The 14,924-nt window shown below is 58.6% G+C and carries 16 protein-coding genes; all 16 read left to right on the forward strand.

The window, feature by feature from the left end; genetic code table 11:
• Positions 1 to 429, forward strand: a 429-nt coding sequence (locus Q0Z69_RS03820; protein WP_298029895.1) for a helix-turn-helix domain-containing protein, incomplete at its 5' end; no start/stop codon positions are given.
• Between the two features lie 255 nt (positions 430 to 684).
• On the forward strand, positions 685 to 1,800 hold the full coding sequence (gene dnaN, locus Q0Z69_RS03825) for a DNA polymerase III subunit beta (protein ID WP_298029896.1): 1,116 nt from the start codon (positions 685 to 687) through the stop codon (positions 1,798 to 1,800).
• 1 nt (position 1,801) lies between these two features.
• On the forward strand, positions 1,802 to 2,020 hold the full coding sequence (locus Q0Z69_RS03830; protein ID WP_298029897.1) for an RNA-binding S4 domain-containing protein: 219 nt from the start codon (positions 1,802 to 1,804) through the stop codon (positions 2,018 to 2,020).
• Positions 2,007 to 3,110, forward strand: a complete 1,104-nt coding sequence (gene recF, locus Q0Z69_RS03835) for a DNA replication/repair protein RecF (RefSeq protein ID WP_298029898.1) — start codon at positions 2,007 to 2,009, stop codon at positions 3,108 to 3,110. The genes Q0Z69_RS03830 and recF overlap by 14 nt, the downstream gene beginning before the upstream one ends.
• Before the next feature lie 7 nt (positions 3,111 to 3,117).
• Positions 3,118 to 3,276, forward strand: coding sequence for a hypothetical protein (locus tag Q0Z69_RS03840; RefSeq protein WP_298029899.1), 159 nt, complete (start codon positions 3,118 to 3,120; stop codon positions 3,274 to 3,276).
• Positions 3,277 to 3,337: 61 nt separating this feature from the next.
• Positions 3,338 to 3,748 carry a PH domain-containing protein gene (locus Q0Z69_RS03845; protein ID WP_298029900.1) on the forward strand — a complete coding sequence of 137 codons (411 nt, stop codon included), beginning with the start codon at positions 3,338 to 3,340 and terminating at the stop codon, positions 3,746 to 3,748.
• Between the two features lies 1 nt (position 3,749).
• A complete protein-coding gene (gene remB, locus Q0Z69_RS03850) occupies positions 3,750 to 4,016 on the forward strand; it encodes an extracellular matrix regulator RemB (protein WP_298029901.1) in 267 nt (88 codons plus the stop codon).
• A gap of 12 nt (positions 4,017 to 4,028) precedes the next feature.
• The gene (locus Q0Z69_RS03855; protein WP_298029902.1) at positions 4,029 to 4,358 is read left to right on the forward strand and encodes a hypothetical protein; all 330 of its coding nucleotides are present in this window, start codon (positions 4,029 to 4,031) and stop codon (positions 4,356 to 4,358) included.
• Between the two features lie 156 nt (positions 4,359 to 4,514).
• Entirely contained in the window at positions 4,515 to 6,464 is a 1,950-nt protein-coding gene (gene gyrB, locus Q0Z69_RS03860; RefSeq protein ID WP_298029903.1) for a DNA topoisomerase (ATP-hydrolyzing) subunit B, read from the forward strand.
• Between the two features lie 150 nt (positions 6,465 to 6,614).
• Positions 6,615 to 9,140: a DNA gyrase subunit A gene (gene gyrA / locus Q0Z69_RS03865; RefSeq protein ID WP_298029904.1), complete on the forward strand. Its 2,526-nt coding sequence runs from the start codon at positions 6,615 to 6,617 to the stop codon at positions 9,138 to 9,140.
• Positions 9,141 to 9,230: 90 nt separating this feature from the next.
• Positions 9,231 to 9,485 (forward strand): zinc ribbon domain-containing protein, encoded by a 255-nt coding sequence (locus tag Q0Z69_RS16845; RefSeq protein WP_367272229.1) that lies wholly within the window; start codon positions 9,231 to 9,233, stop codon positions 9,483 to 9,485.
• A gap of 17 nt (positions 9,486 to 9,502) precedes the next feature.
• Positions 9,503 to 9,940: a ribonuclease HI gene (gene rnhA / locus Q0Z69_RS03870; protein ID WP_298029905.1), complete on the forward strand. Its 438-nt coding sequence runs from the start codon at positions 9,503 to 9,505 to the stop codon at positions 9,938 to 9,940.
• Between the two features lie 275 nt (positions 9,941 to 10,215).
• A complete protein-coding gene (locus tag Q0Z69_RS03875) occupies positions 10,216 to 10,590 on the forward strand; it encodes a YegP family protein (protein WP_298029906.1) in 375 nt (124 codons plus the stop codon).
• 258 nt (positions 10,591 to 10,848) lie between these two features.
• Complete coding sequence (locus tag Q0Z69_RS03880; RefSeq protein ID WP_298029907.1) at positions 10,849 to 12,759, forward strand: NAD(+) synthase; 1,911 nt, start codon at positions 10,849 to 10,851, stop codon at positions 12,757 to 12,759.
• 400 nt (positions 12,760 to 13,159) lie between these two features.
• Complete coding sequence (locus Q0Z69_RS03885; protein WP_298029908.1) at positions 13,160 to 13,588, forward strand: MarR family winged helix-turn-helix transcriptional regulator; 429 nt, start codon at positions 13,160 to 13,162, stop codon at positions 13,586 to 13,588.
• Entirely contained in the window at positions 13,581 to 14,909 is a 1,329-nt protein-coding gene (locus Q0Z69_RS03890; protein WP_298029909.1) for an MATE family efflux transporter, read from the forward strand. Before Q0Z69_RS03885 ends, Q0Z69_RS03890 begins: the two co-directional genes overlap by 8 nt.
• The last annotated feature ends 15 nt before the right edge of the window (positions 14,910 to 14,924 follow it).

Genomic DNA, 14,924 nt, shown 5'->3' on the forward strand with positions numbered 1-14,924 from the left:
GTCACCGCCAACGTCCGCCAGCTGGAGGGCACCATCAACAAGATCCTGGCCTACAAGGACCTGCTGGGCAACGATGCGGACGAGGCCACCGTGACCCGGGCCATGCAGGACATCCTGAAGCGCAGCAGTGAATACATCCCCACACCGGAAGCCATTTTGGCATACATCTCCAAATATTACGGCGTGGAAGAGGATGTCATCCGGGGACAGATCCGGGTCAAGGACGCCGTGGCGGCCCGTCAGATCGCCATGTACCTGATCCGCAGCATGACCAACCTCAGTCTGGACGAGATCGGCAAGGTCTTTGACAACCGGGACCACTCCACGGTGCTCTATTCCATCCAGCAGGTGGAAAAGAAGATGAAAAAGGAACCCGCCTTTGCCGAGACCGTCAAGGAGATCAAAACCAACATCAACTCCAAACACTGACAGTTCTCCACATCTTCCTGTGCAGGATAAAAACTTTTCTGTGGAAAACGTTTCTCCGCCAAAGCTCCGTGGAAAAACCTCCCTCTTCTCTCCACGATGTCTGTGTACCTCCTATCCGTTGCCGTTCAAGGAATTTTCCCACTTTTCCACAATTTTTTCTACTATGACTTCTTTTTCTAAAACAAATTTTTCTTTTCTTTACTAAAAAGCACGCATTCCGACAAACATCCCACATAAAAGGAGGCAGCGATCCCTATGATCAAATTCAGCTGTGAAAAAGTGTTACTGCAAGGTGCCATTGCCGTCGCCAGCCGCGCCGTCGCTCAAAAAAGCTCCATTCCTGCACTGGAGGGCCTTCTGCTCCACGCCGATCAGGAACTGACGGTCTCCGGCTACAACATGCAAACCGGCATTCGCACCAGGATCTCCGCCAACGTGACGGAGAGCGGGACCATCGTTTTGAACGCCCGCCTGTTCGGAGACATCATCCGCCGGATGCCTGACGATATCGTGACCTTTACCGCCGACGACAAACAGCTGGTTCACCTTTCCTGCGGCGACGCGAACTTCGATATCCTGGGCCTTTCCGCCGCGGACTATCCCGACCTTCCGGAGGTGGAGGACGAGTACTCCGTCTCTATCCAGCAAAAGACCCTGCGGGCCATGATCGAGGAGGTGGCCTTTGCCGTTTCCACCAATGAGAGCCGCCCGGTCCACACCGGCGCGCTGTTTGAGATCAGCGACAAGGGCCTCACCATGGTGGCGGTGGACGGTTTCCGCCTGGCGATCCGCCGGGAGCCTCTGGAAAAGATCGAGGGCGGCGCGTTCTCCTTTGTAGCCCCCGGCGCGGCGCTGAACGAAGTGAAGAGCATCTGCGGCGATGTGGAGGACCTGGCCGCCGTGACCCTTGGCAAGCGCCATATCCTCTTTGAGATCGGGGACACCGAGCTGATCTGCCGCCGCCTGGAGGGGGAATTCCTGGATTATAAGAACGCCATCCCCCGGAAGAACCCCATCACAGTCGTTGCAGACACCAAGGCGCTGATCGAGAGCATCGACCGGGTATCTGTGGTGATCTCCGACAAGCTGAAAAGCCCTGTCCGCTGTCTGTTCGACCATGATAAAGTGCTGCTGTCCGCCAAGACCGGCAACGGTGAAGCAAAGGATATCTGCCGCCTCTCCGGCGAAGGGGGCGGCCTGGAGATCGGCTTCAACAACCGCTATCTGATGGAGGCTCTGCGGTACGCGCCGGCCGACACGGTGAAGATCGAGCTGAATACCGGCGTTTCCCCCGCTATCATCGTTCCTGTGGACGGAGAGGAGAATTTCCTCTACATGGTGCTGCCCGTGCGGCTGAAGAGTGCGGAATGATATGAAAACTGTTGCTATCACAACTGAATTTATCAAGCTTCAGGATCTGCTGAAATTCGCCAATCTGGTGGAGAGCGGCGGCGAGGCCAAGGAGCGGATCCAGGCCGGCGAGGTCACGGTGAACGGCGAGATCTGCACCATGCGGGGCAAGAAGATCCGGCCTGGCGACGACGTGTGCTTCAGCGGCCAGCATTATACAGTTTCCTATGCGGATCGATAAGCTGGAACTGGAATCCTTCCGCAATTACGGACATCAGAACGTAGATTTTGACCCCCGGTGCAACGTCATCTTCGGCGAGAACGCCCAGGGCAAGACCAATTTGCTGGAGGCGCTGGTGTATCTCTCCTGCGGGAGGTCTCCACGGGCCAGGACGGACCGGGAGATGATCGGCTTCGACGCGCAGGCATCCCGCCTGCTGGCCCAGGTGTTTGCCAGAGACCGGGAGTTCCGGGTCCAGGTGGATCTCTATCGGGACCGGCGGCGGAAGCTGTCCGTCAATCAGGTGCCTGCCAAAAACAGCGCCGCCCTGAGCCAGGTGTACAACACGGTTTTTTTCTGTCCGGAGGACCTGTTTCTGATCCGGGAGGGAGCCGCCGCCCGGCGGCGTTTCATGGATGCCGCTCTCTGTCAGCTCCGGCCCAGGTATGGCGCCGCTCTGGCGGAGTACAACCGGACCTATGACCACAAGACCCGCATCCTGCGGGACAGCGAAGAGCGGCCGGACCTGCTGGAGACCCTGCCGGATTTCAATGAACGGCTGGTGCGCTTCGGCGCGGTGCTGATCCATTACCGGCATCAATTTTCCCTTCGGCTGAACGAATATGCTTCCCTGCACCATCTGGAGTGCTCCGGTGGAAAAGAGCGTTTGGAAATGCGGTATCAAACTGTCTCTTCTGTCGCAGATCCCTCAGCGGATATTGCAGTTTTAACGGAACAGCTGCGCCAGCATATGGAAGCCCATCAGGCGGCGGAGCGGGCCTCCCGGCTGTGTCTGTCCGGCCCACACAAGGACGATCTGTCCGTCACCATCGACGGACGGGATGCCAAGCAGTACGCCTCCCAGGGCCAGACCCGAACGGCGGCCCTTTCCATGAAGCTGGCGGAACGGGAGATCTATAAAAACGTGACTGGGGAGTATCCAATACTGCTTTTGGACGATGTACTCAGCGAACTGGACCCAAAGCGGCAGGAGTTCGTACTGAACCGCATCAACGGAGGGCAGGTGTTCATCACCTGCTGTGAAGATGACCGTCTGCCGAAGCTGCTGGGCGGCAAGGTGCTCCACGTGTGCAAAGGGGAGCTGGCATGAGCAGGTGATGAACACGCGACCAAGCGAAGCGCCGGGAGCCGCGCGACAGCGCGTTTTAAATCGCCGCGCCGCAACGCGGCGCATCACCTGCTGTGAAGATGACCGTCTGCCGAAGCTGCTGGGCGGCAAGGTGCTGCATATAAAAAACGGCGTCATCGAAGGATGAACGCCCAACGATAAAATATCGACTATGATTATAGAAACGTCTGATTTTGGAGGATAACGATATGGAACCCATCCAATATCTATGGAAAGACCGCAAGCGTTTTCTCGGTATGCCTCTGTCCTTTATCCGCTACCGGCTGAGCAAAGACCGCCTTTTCTGCGAAAAAGGATTTTTGAATATCCAGGCCAATGAGGTGCTGCTGTACCGTGTGCGGGATCTGCAATTGAATATATCCCTTGGGCAGCGCATCTTCGGCGTGGGGACCATCTGCGTGGTCTCCTCGGACAAGAGCATCCCTCATTTGGACTTGAAAAATGTAAAGAATCCAAGAGAGGTCAAGGAACTGATCCATCAGAACGTAGAGGAGGCCAAGGATAAGCGGCGGATGCGGACCATGGAGGTCATGGGCGACAGCGGCGGTACCGCGGAGGACTGTGATCTGGACCTGGCGGACGACTGCGAGGCGGACTGAGATGTATCTTCACCTGGGCCAGAACGAGATCGTCTCCGACCATCGGGTCATCGGCATCTTTGACCTGGACAAATGCACCTACGGCAAGCGCACCCGGGATTACCTGGCCGCTGCTGAACAGGAGGGCGTGGTGCTGGATGTCTCCGGCGACATCCCCAAGTCCTTCGTAGTGTGCGACCACCCCTACCACCGGCAGATCGTGTATCTGAGCCAGCTGAATCCCTCGACCCTGAAAAACCGGGCGGAGAGTACAAACCTGGAGCTGTGAAGGGAGGCCCATATGAATCTGATGACTCTGGAGTTCTTTCATGCTATTCTCACGTTCTACGACTGGGTGTTTCCTCTGAACCTTCTTGTCATCATCAGCTTTTTCACCGGCTTTGTGGTGGAGATCTGTGTGAGAAGGGATTCCAGGGCCAGATGGCTGTATCCGCTGATCTGCGCCATGATGATGGTCCTTTTTGAGGTGATCGCTCAAATCTTGCGGGATGAGCGGTTCATGGTTCTCGGTATCCTATGCTGGTTCATGGAGGCCGCCCTGCTGGGCGCGGCCATGGGCTTTTTGATCCGCGCCGTCTGGATATATAACAGGTGCTGTGGCCTGCGCTGACGGGAAAAGGCCTGCGCCGTTTGCATGTTCCATTTTTTCAAAAACCGCCCTTCATAAAATAAACACATTCAAGGCAGGGAGAAACAGGCCGGAAACGGCTCCAGCCCGGTTCTCTTTGCCTTGCATTGGAAAACAACCCTTGAAAGGAGAAATCCCATGGCTGACAATGAAATTTTGAATTCCACCGCCGTGGACGCGTCCAACGAATATGACGCCTCGGAGATCCAGGTCCTGGAGGGCTTGGAGGCTGTTCGGAAGCGTCCCGGCATGTATATCGGCTCCACCTCCAGCTCCGGCCTCCACCACCTGGTGTATGAGATCGTGGACAACGCCATCGACGAGGCCCTGGCGGGCTACTGCACGGAGATCCTGGTGCAGATCAACGAGGGCGACACCATCACCGTGGTGGACAATGGCCGTGGCATCCCTGTGGGCATCCAAGCCCAAACCGGCAAGCCCGCCCTGGAGGTGGTCTATACCATCCTCCATGCCGGCGGCAAATTCGGCGGCGGGGGCTATAAGGTCTCCGGCGGCCTCCACGGCGTGGGCGCCTCCGTGGTCAACGCCCTGTCCGAATGGCTGGAGGTCCAGGTCCACAAGGACGGCAAGATCTATGAGATGAAATTCTCCCGAGGCCATGTGACTCAGGAGATGACTGTGGTGGGCGCCACAGACCGCACCGGCACCACCGTCACCTTCAAGCCGGACCCGGAGATGTTCGAGGAGACTGTTTATAACTACGAAACCCTTCATACCCGGATGCGCGAAGAGGCATTCCTCAACGCGGGACTGCGCATCCGCACCGTGGACAAGCGCCCCGGCCAGGAGCAGGAGGACGTCATGTGCTACGAGGGCGGCATCCGGGAGTTCGTTACCTGGCTGAACCGCAGCAAGGACGCCCTTCACGAAAACGTCATCTATATGGCCGGCCAGCGGGAGGACTCTGTGGCGGAGGTGGCCATCCAGTACAATTCCAGCTATAACGAGACCATCCTGTCCTTCGCCAACAACGTCCACACCCCGGAGGGCGGCATGCACGAGGAGGGATTCAAGCGGGCCCTGACCACCGTGCTGAACAACTACGGCCGGAAGATCAAAATGCTGAAGGATGACGAAAAGGTCTCCGGCGAGGACTGCCGGGAGGGATTGACCTGCGTCATCTCCGTGAAGCTGACGGAGGCCCAGTTCGAGGGCCAGACCAAGGCCAAGCTGGGCAACAGCGAGATCCGCACCCTGGTGAACAACATCGTTTCGGAGAAGCTGGATACCTTCCTGGAGGAGAATCCCCAGGTGGGCCGGATGATCCTGGACAAGGCCCTCACCGCCAACCGCGCCCGGGAGGCCGCGAAAAAGGCCCGGGAGTCCATCCGCCGCAAGACCGCCCTGGGCGGCGCGGCCATGCCGGACAAGCTTCGGGACTGCAATGAAAACAACCCGGAACTGACCGAGATCTACATCGTCGAGGGCGATTCCGCAGGCGGCTCCGCGACCCAGGGCCGGGATTCCCGGTTCCAGGCGATCCTCCCTCTGTGGGGCAAGATGCTGAACGTGGAAAAGGCCCGGGCGGACAAGGTGTACGGCAATGACAAGCTCCAGCCGGTCATCACCGCCCTGGGCGCCGGGATCGGCGAAGAGTTTGACCCCGCTAAGCTCCGCTATCACAAGGTTATCATCATGGCCGATGCCGATGTGGACGGCTCCCATATCCGCACGCTGCTGCTGACCTTCTTCTTCCGCTTCATGCGGCCTCTCATCGAGCAGGGCTACGTATATTCCGCCGTGCCGCCCCTGTTCAAGCTGAGCCGGGGCAAGACGACCCGGCTGGCCTTTTCCGAGGAGGAGCGGGACGCCATCTCCGCCGAGCTGCGGGGGGGCAATCCCAACGTGAAGATCGATATCTCCCGCTTCAAGGGCTTGGGCGAAATGAATCCCCATGAGCTGTGGGAGACCACCATGGACCCGGAGCGCCGCACCCTGCGCCGCATCACTCTGGACGACGCCGTGCGGGCAGACGAGACCTTTACGATCCTCATGGGCGAAAAGGTGGAGCCGAGGAAAGAGTTCATCGAACGGAACGCCAAGTACGCAGTGAATCTGGACTACTGATGATTAGAAATGAGAAATTAGGCATCATAAGGTCCCGCCGCAGGCGGAATGATGGAAATTTGTCCAGCAGAACAGGAACCAGAATTTCTAATTTCTAACTCCTCATTCCTGGTTGAAAGATATGACCTTCCAAAAGGAGGAAAACGATAGATGAGTAAAAAACCCCAATACGATCCCGAGGAGATCCGCTATCCCGACCAGAAGATCGTGGAATCTCCTCTGGTCCCTGAGATGGAGCAATCCTATATTGAATACGCCATGAGCGTCATCAAAGGCCGCGCCCTGCCGGATGTGCGGGACGGCCTGAAGCCGGTGCACCGCCGCATCCTGTACGCGATGTACGAGGACAATCTGACCAGCGACCGGCCCTTCAAGAAATCCGCCACCTGCGTGGGCGACGTGCTGGGCCGGTATCATCCCCATGGCGACGCCTCCGTGTATGACGCCCTGGTGCGCCTGGCGCAGGACTTCTCCATGCGCTATATGCTGGTGGACGGCCACGGCAACTTCGGCTCCGTGGACGGCGACCCCCCGGCGGCCTATCGGTATACGGAAGCTCGCCTGGCCAGGATCTCCGACGAGATGCTGCGGGATATCGACAAGGACACCGTGAATTGGGACCCCAACTTTGACGAGACCCGCAAAGAGCCCCGGGTCCTGCCCTCCCGCTTTCCCAACCTGCTGGTGAACGGCTCCAGCGGCATTGCCGTGGGCATGGCCACCAACATTCCCCCCCACAATCTGCGGGAGGTCATCGCCGCCTGCATCCATGTGCTGGAGGACCCCAACGCGACCTTGGCGGATCTGATGCAGTATGTGAAGGGCCCGGACTTCCCAACCCGGGGCATCATCATGGGCCGCAGCGGCATCCGGGCGGCCTACGCCACCGGCCGGGGCCGTCTGGTGATCCGCGCCCGCCATGAATTCGAGGAATTCGGCAAGGACCGCACCCGCATCGTCATTACGGAGATCCCCTATCAGGTGAACAAGCGGATGCTCATCAAGAGCATGGCGGACCAGGTGGAGGACAAGCGGCTGGATGGCATCAGCGACATTCGGGACGAGTCCGACCGCAACGGTATGCGCATTGTCATTGAGCTGAAGCGGGACGCCAACCCCCAGGTGGTGCTGAACCGCCTCTTCAGCCAGACCCAATTGCAGACCACCTTTGCCATCAACATGCTGGCCCTGGTGGACGACCAGTCCCAGCCCAAGATCCTGTCTCTGCGTCATATCATCGACGAGTATCTGGCCTTCCAGGAGGAGATCATCGTCCGCCGGACGAAATACGACCTGAAAAAGGCCATGGAGCGCGCCCACCTGCTGGAGGGCCTGCTGATCGCCCAGGACAACATCGACGAGGTCATCCATATCATCCGTTCCAGCTATGACAACGCCAAGGAAAACCTGATGAACCGCTTCGGCTTGGACGATATCCAGGCCCAGGCAATTCTGGACATGCGGCTGAAAGCCCTGCAGGGCCTGGATCGGGAGAAGCTGGAAAACGAATATAAAGAGCTGGAGGAGAAGATCGCTTGGTTCAACCGCATCCTCTCCGACGAGGGCCTTGTGAAACAGATCTTAAAAGACGAATTGCGGGCTATTTCCGATAAGTACGGCGACGACCGCATGACGGAGATCCAGGATGTGGAGGACGAGATCGACATCGAGGATCTGATCGAAGAGGAGCAGTGCGTCTTTACCCTGACGCAGGCAGGCTATATCAAGCGCACGCCGGTCAGTGAGTATACCGCCCAATCCAAGGGAGGTATGGGCAAGAAAGGCATCACGACCCGGGAGGAAGATTATGTGGTGGACGTGTTTACTGCCTCAACCCACGACTACATCCTTTTCTTTACCGACACCGGCAAGGTCTATCGGAAGAAGGGCTACCAGATCCCCGAGTCCGGCAAGACCGCCAAGGGCACCAATATCATCAACATTCTCCAGGTGGAGCAGGGCGAGCGGGTCCAGACCATGATCCACACCCGCTCCATCGAGGATGACGGCCGCTTCCTGTTTATGGTGACCAGGAACGGCACCGTGAAACGCCTGCCGGCCAACACCCTGAAGAACCTGCGGAACAACGGCATCCGGGCGCTGCGGATGGATGAGGGAGACCAGCTCATCACCGTCCGGGAGACCGATGGGAAGCAGCGCATCCTGATCGCGACGCACGACGGCATGGCGGTGTGCTTCGACGAGAACGATGTTCGTCCCATGGGCCGGGACGCCGTGGGCGTCCGGGGCATCCGCCTGCGGGAAGGCGACTATGTGGTGGGCGCCGCCCGTGCCGCGGAGGGCAAGTGCGTCCTGTCCATCACGGAGAAGGGCTACGGCAAGCGGACGGCGGTAGAGGAATACCGCATCACCAACCGGGGCGGCCTGGGCATCAAGAATTACATGATCACGGACAAGACCGGCCCTGTAGTTGGCATCAAGGTGGTGGATGGGTCTGAGGATCTGCTGCTGGTGACCCAGGCGGGTATCCTGATCCGCACCGCTGTGGAAAATATCCGCAGCGCGGGCCGGGCGACCCAGGGCGTCATCGTCATGCGCTTCAAGGAAGAGGGCGACCGGGTCATCTCCCTGGCTCTGACGGACCGGGACGCGGCGGAAGAGACGGAGACCGGCACGGAGCCGGAGAAAAAGGGCACAGATGGGACCTCTGTGTAATGAAAGGGGAAAGAACCGGCCTTTTTACCTGTGAATAGAAGGAGCATTATGAGAGCGGATGTCGTGAATTGCCTGCACTGCAATGTCCCTATGCGGTTTTTGGGAGAGCAGCAGATACAGCTTGGAAAGACAGGCTGGTTTTTGGGCGACCTTTCCAATCTGCTGGCGGGAGCCTTGGATGTTAAGATTTTTGCCTGTCCGAAGTGCGGAAAGCTGGAATTTTTCAGCGCGGAGGATCCGCAGAAACAAGGCGAAGAAGGCAGAAAAGTCTGTCCGGAATGCGGCGCTGAGCATGATGCGGATGCTGAATGCTGTCCCATATGCGGGCATGTATACACCAAATAGAGGCAGGGAGCTTGCCCATGAAAACTGTTACCATTTATACAGACGGCGCCTGCTCCGGCAATCCCGGCCCCGGCGGCTGGGGGGCGGTCCTGATGTACGGTCCCCATAGAAAGGAGCTGTCCGGCGGCGAGGGGAGCACCACCAACAACCGCATGGAGCTGACGGCTGTCATCCAGGCGCTGTCCCTGTTGAAGGAGCCGTGCGTGGTGGAGCTGTGGTCCGATTCCAAATACGTCATCGACGGCCTTTCCAAGGGCTGGGCCAAGGGATGGAAAGCCCGGGGCTGGAAGAAGGCTGATAAAAAGCCGGCCCTGAACCCGGATCTGTGGGAACGGCTGCTGGTGCTGACGGATGTCCACACCCTCCACTATCACTGGGTCAAAGGCCATGCGGAGAATGAATACAATAACCGCTGTGACCAGCTTGCTGTGGCGGAAAGCCAGAAGTATAAATAAGCGCCAATGTGGCCTGGGGCCCCGCAGCGCGGGGCGGCGGGAAAGCGCCGTACAAGCATTTTGCGAAGCAAAATCTTGGCGTAGGGCGAATTGACTTCGCCCGGAGCAAATTTCAAGTAAAGGGCTCCCGTCCGGCTCTGCCGGATGGGAAACCACGCGGAAAATGAATACAACAATCGCTGCGGCCAGTTGGCTGTCGCCAAGAGCCGGAAATACAAGTGAAACGGCGGTCCCGCCATTGGACCGTTGGAAATAAAAGAAAGAAGGGCAAAAACATGGCAGGAAAATTTGAGATCAAGCAGACCAAAAGCGGGTATCGGTTCAATTTGATCGCCACCAATGGACAGGTGATCGCAACCAGCGAGACCTATTCCAGCCTGGAAAGCTGCAAAAACGGCGTGGAGAGCGTTCGGAAGAACTGCGCCGCCCATGTGGAGGATCAGACTAAGGAGGGATTTGAGACTCTGACTCACCCCAAGTATGAGGTCTATGTGGACAAGGCCGGCGAATTCCGCTTCCGCCTGAAGGCGAAAAACGGCGAGATCATCGCCACCGGCGAGGGCTATAAGGCCAAGGCCAGCTGCCTGAACGGCATCGACTCCATTGGCAGAAACGCCCCCGAGGCGAAGGTCGTCGAAGCGGAGGCGTAAAACAGACGGAGAGAGACGCTGCAAAATCGTTTTCGTTACAAACATTCACAAACTGTTCACATGAAAAACATAATTCCGCAAAAAATATCGGGTACTTTATATACTAGCAACGGGTCCTCCCAACCCGATGCGTTTTCTCCCTCCTAAAACACACACGGCAAAAGGACCGCTTCGGCGGTCCTTTTGCCGTCTTGCTTTTTTTCGCGGAACGGGGTAAGATAGGCCCATCAAGATCACCATCGTCAGGAGGTCGATTTCATGAGAGATGGTTTTATTTCCGTGGCCTGCGGCAGTCCCAAACTGCGGCTGGCGGATTGCCGCTACAACGCGGAGCAGACGTTTATGATGATGCGTCAGGCAGAGAAGGCCGGCGTCAAGGTGCTGGTGCTGCCGGAGCTGGGCCTGACGGGCTACACCTGCGGCGACCTGTTTTATCAGGACACTCTGCTCCGGGGTGCGGAGGAGGCTCTGTCCACGGTGCTGGAGGCGACCCGGAACCTGGAAGTGGTCACGGCGGTGGGATTGCCGGTGCGGGTCAACAACAAATTGTATAACTGCGCGGCAATTATACAAAAAGGGGAGATTTTAGGAGTGGTTCCCAAGACCCACCTGCCCAATTACAGCGAGTTTTACGAAAAGAGGCAGTTCGCTCCGGCCCAAGCGGGGCGGAATTGGATCAATCTCTGCGGACAGACGCCGCTTTTTGGGAAAGAGCAGTTGTTTGTCTGTGACGATCTGCCGGAGCTGATCCTGGGTTTTGAGATCTGCGAGGACCTGTGGGCACCCACTTCTCCCGCTGTATCGATGGCCCAGCGCGGAGCAACCGTCATTGGCAATCTGTCCGCCAGTAATGAAGTCATCGGTAAGGATGCCTACCGCCGCCAGCTGGTGACCATGCAGAGCGCCAAGCTGCTGTGCGGCTATGTCTATTCCAGCGCCGGCGAGGGAGAGTCCACCTCCGACCTGGTGTTCGGCGCCCACCAGATGATCGCGGAAAACGGCGCGCTGCTGGCGGAGCGGCGGTTTGAGGGCGGCCTGCTGATCTCGGAGATCGACGTACAGAAGCTGTCCTATGAGCGCCGCCGGATGCAGTCCTTTGATGATATGGAGCAGCGTTTGGACAGCCATTTTTCCCTTACCCTCTCCGATACCAAGCTGTCCCGCTACGTGGCCCCCATGCCCTTCGTCCCCGAGGGGAAGGAGGACCGAGACGCCCGCTGCCGGGAGATCCTGCTGATCGCCTCTTTGGGCCTCAAACAGCGGCTGGAGCACACCGGGGCAAAAACCGCCGTGGTGGGCCTCTCCGGCGGACTGGACTCAACCCTGGCGGTCCTCATCACCGGCCTCGCCATGAAAATGCTGGACCGGCCTATGACGGACATCGTGGCCGTCACCATGCCCTGCTTCGGCACCACGGACCGCACGAAAAACAACGCCGTCATCCTGGCGGAGCGGATGGGCGCCGTGCTGAAAACGGTGGATATCTCGGGCACCGTCCGCAGCCATTTCCGGGATATCGGCCACGATATGGACGACCACTCCGTCACCTTTGAAAACGGCCAGGCCCGGGAGCGGACCCAGGTGCTGATGGATATCGCTAACCAGACCGGCGGCCTCGTCATCGGCACCGGCGATCTCAGTGAGCTGGCCCTGGGCTGGTGCACCTACAACGGCGACCACATGAGCATGTACGGCGTCAACGCCTCTATCCCCAAGACCCTGGTGCGGCATCTGGTGGGCTATCTGGCCCGGGACAACGCGGAGAAGGACGAGGCCCTCCACGACGTGCTGGAGGATATCCTGGACACCCCCGTCTCCCCGGAACTGCTGCCCGCCGTGAAGGGCGAGATCAGCCAGCGGACAGAGGACCTGGTGGGTCCCTACGAGCTCCACGACTTCTTCCTGTACTACGTCCTCCGCTGGGGCTTCTCCCCCGCCAAGGTCTACCGCCTGGCCCAGTACGCCCTGGGGAAACAGTACAGCAGCGCGGTCATCTTAAAGTGGCTCAAAACTTTTTACCGCCGTTTCTTCACCCAGCAGTTCAAGCGGAACTGCCTTCCCGACGGCCCCAAGGTGGGCACCGTGGCCCTGTCCCCCCGCGGCGACTGGCGGATGCCCAGCGACGCGAAGATGAACCTGTGGCAGGCGGAGCTGGAGACGCTGAACTGACCGTGCAGCCCCTTTGCCCGACCCAAACTAGCGAAGCGTTTGGGGAGGGAGAGGAGAAAGGCGCACGGCAGGAAAAGGCACGCCGGCGTAAGACGGCGGGCCGTTTCGAGAGGGCGGCTTTTGACGAGTGGCAGGCGGAGTTGGAGACACTGCATTAAAACGTCCAGTGGGCAAAAGACCTGATAAAAAGAGCTTTCCATCAGGAAAGCTCTTTTTGCTGCCTATGAACTGCCTATTGCATTTTTTTCAAAAGCCTTTTGAATATCTCTGGAAACCCCTCCTATCCTGTTTCATGGGCACAGCTTAGCAGGGATCATGATATTCTGCAGCCGTTCCCTTGACAATGGTCCGATACCGTACTATAATATAGTCCGAAATCGTACCAAAAGGCGGGGATTTTTTGAATACCAGACAACAGATGGCGGCCATCAACACCTGTATCAGCCAGAGCAATATGCTCTATGGCGAGTGGGCCAAGCAGCATGGCATGAGCTATAATATGCTGATGATCTTGTGTACGCTGGACGCGGGACCATGTACGCAGAAGCAGGTATCGGAGAGTTGGATGATCCCGAAGCAGACTGTCAATACCATTGTCAAAGGCCTGGAGCGCCAAGGCAGGGTCCGCTTTGCGGCGGGACAGGACCAAAAGGAGAAGCTGGTCTGCCTAACAGCGGAGGGACAGGCGTTTGCAAAGGAGATATTGGAGAAAATGTATCAAATGGAGGACCGGGTCCTGGAGCAGATGGGCCCGGAACTGTGTGAGATGCTGCTGAAAAGCGAGCGGGCCTTTGCGGAAACACTTGCCCAGGAGGTCCGCCGTGGATAACCCGCTGGCAAGAGAGTTCCGCACCGCCTCCCTGCTGCGGTTCGCCCTGCCCAACATCGTCATGATGGTGTTTTTGTCCCTGTACACCATTGTGGACGGCATGTTCATCTCCCGCTTTGTGGGGACGCTGGCCCTGTCCGCTATCAATATGTCCTATCCCCTGAACTGCCTGGAAATGGCAGTGGGCATCATGCTGGGCACCGGCGGCAGCGCGGTCATCGCCCGGGAGCTGGGCGAGGGAAAGGAAATGGCTGCCCGGCAGGATTTCACCTGCATCGTGGCGGCGTCGCTGCTGCTGGGCTTGGCGTTTCTGGCGCTGGGGAACCTGTTTTTGGACCCGGTTTTGAGATTTTTAGGCACCAGCCGGATCCAGTTTCCCTACTGCCGGATCTATACCCGCATCCTGCTGCTGTTTGCTCCGGCTTTCTTCCTGCAAACGGCTTTTCAGACGCTTTTCGTCACCGCCGGAAGGCCGGGGTTGGGCCTGGGCCTCACGGTGGCGGGAGGCCTGGCCAATATCGTGCTGGACTGGCTGCTGATGGGGCCTGTGGGCATGGGCGTGGCGGGAGCCGCCGTGGCCACGGGCATTGGATATTGTGTTCCGGCCGCGGCAGGCATGGTGTTCTTCTTCCGGAACAGGAGAGGGACCCTGTATTTCACGCCCTTCCGCCCCAGGCGGCGGATGGTGCTGCAAGCCTGCGGCAACGGCTCGTCGGAGATGGTCACCAACATCGCCAATGCCGTTACGACATTGCTGTTCAACCTGATCTTCCTGGAGTTCTGGGGGGAGGACGGCGTGGCCTCCATTACCATCGTCATGTATTTTCAGTTCGTGTTCACAGCAGTGTTTTTTGGCTTCTCCATGGGCGTGGCGCCGGTGATCAGCTACAAATACGGCGCCCAGGACACAGCCCAGATGAGGCGCATCTTCCGCTGCTGTCTGGGATTCGTGCTGGTCTGCTCCGGGGCGATGTACGGACTGGCCCGGCTGGTCATCGGCCCCTGCCTGACCCTCTTCACAGATGCGGACAGCGCGGTATACGCCATCACCGTGGAGGGCTTTCCCCTCTATGCGGCAAGCTTTTTGTTCATGGGTGTGGGCATCTTTGCCTCTTCCCTGTTCACCGCCCTGTCGGACGGCGTGGCGTCCGCCGTCATCTCCTTTGCCCGCACCTTCGTGTTTCTGGTGGGGATGTTGCTGCTCCTGCCCCGGCTGTGGGAGGGGACCGGCGTGTGGCTGGCGGTCCCGGCGGCGGAACTGCTGGGCCTGGCGGTTTCGGCGGCCTTTCTGGCGTGGGGCCGAAAAAAGTATCAATATTAAAAAGACCGGCCCAGT

The sequence above is a fragment of the uncultured Dysosmobacter sp. genome, assembly GCF_947631165.1.
In the GTDB taxonomy this organism is placed as follows: Bacteria; Bacillota; Clostridia; order Oscillospirales; family Oscillospiraceae; genus Oscillibacter.

What these genes read in the sequence shown, in the direction of transcription:
- dnaN (WP_298029896.1), top strand. Translation starts at nt 685, where the DNA reads ATGATCAAATTCAGCTGTGAAAAAGTGTTACTGCAAGGTGCCATTGCC.
- Q0Z69_RS03830 (WP_298029897.1), top strand. Translation starts at nt 1,802, where the DNA reads ATGAAAACTGTTGCTATCACAACTGAATTTATCAAGCTTCAGGATCTG.
- recF (WP_298029898.1), top strand. Translation starts at nt 2,007, where the DNA reads ATGCGGATCGATAAGCTGGAACTGGAATCCTTCCGCAATTACGGACAT.
- Q0Z69_RS03840 (WP_298029899.1), top strand. Translation starts at nt 3,118, where the DNA reads ATGAACACGCGACCAAGCGAAGCGCCGGGAGCCGCGCGACAGCGCGTT.
- Q0Z69_RS03845 (WP_298029900.1), top strand. Translation starts at nt 3,338, where the DNA reads ATGGAACCCATCCAATATCTATGGAAAGACCGCAAGCGTTTTCTCGGT.
- remB (WP_298029901.1), top strand. Translation starts at nt 3,750, where the DNA reads ATGTATCTTCACCTGGGCCAGAACGAGATCGTCTCCGACCATCGGGTC.
- Q0Z69_RS03855 (WP_298029902.1), top strand. Translation starts at nt 4,029, where the DNA reads ATGAATCTGATGACTCTGGAGTTCTTTCATGCTATTCTCACGTTCTAC.
- gyrB (WP_298029903.1), top strand. Translation starts at nt 4,515, where the DNA reads ATGGCTGACAATGAAATTTTGAATTCCACCGCCGTGGACGCGTCCAAC.
- gyrA (WP_298029904.1), top strand. Translation starts at nt 6,615, where the DNA reads ATGAGTAAAAAACCCCAATACGATCCCGAGGAGATCCGCTATCCCGAC.
- Q0Z69_RS16845 (WP_367272229.1), top strand. Translation starts at nt 9,231, where the DNA reads ATGCGGTTTTTGGGAGAGCAGCAGATACAGCTTGGAAAGACAGGCTGG.
- rnhA (WP_298029905.1), top strand. Translation starts at nt 9,503, where the DNA reads ATGAAAACTGTTACCATTTATACAGACGGCGCCTGCTCCGGCAATCCC.
- Q0Z69_RS03875 (WP_298029906.1), top strand. Translation starts at nt 10,216, where the DNA reads ATGGCAGGAAAATTTGAGATCAAGCAGACCAAAAGCGGGTATCGGTTC.
- Q0Z69_RS03880 (WP_298029907.1), top strand. Translation starts at nt 10,849, where the DNA reads ATGAGAGATGGTTTTATTTCCGTGGCCTGCGGCAGTCCCAAACTGCGG.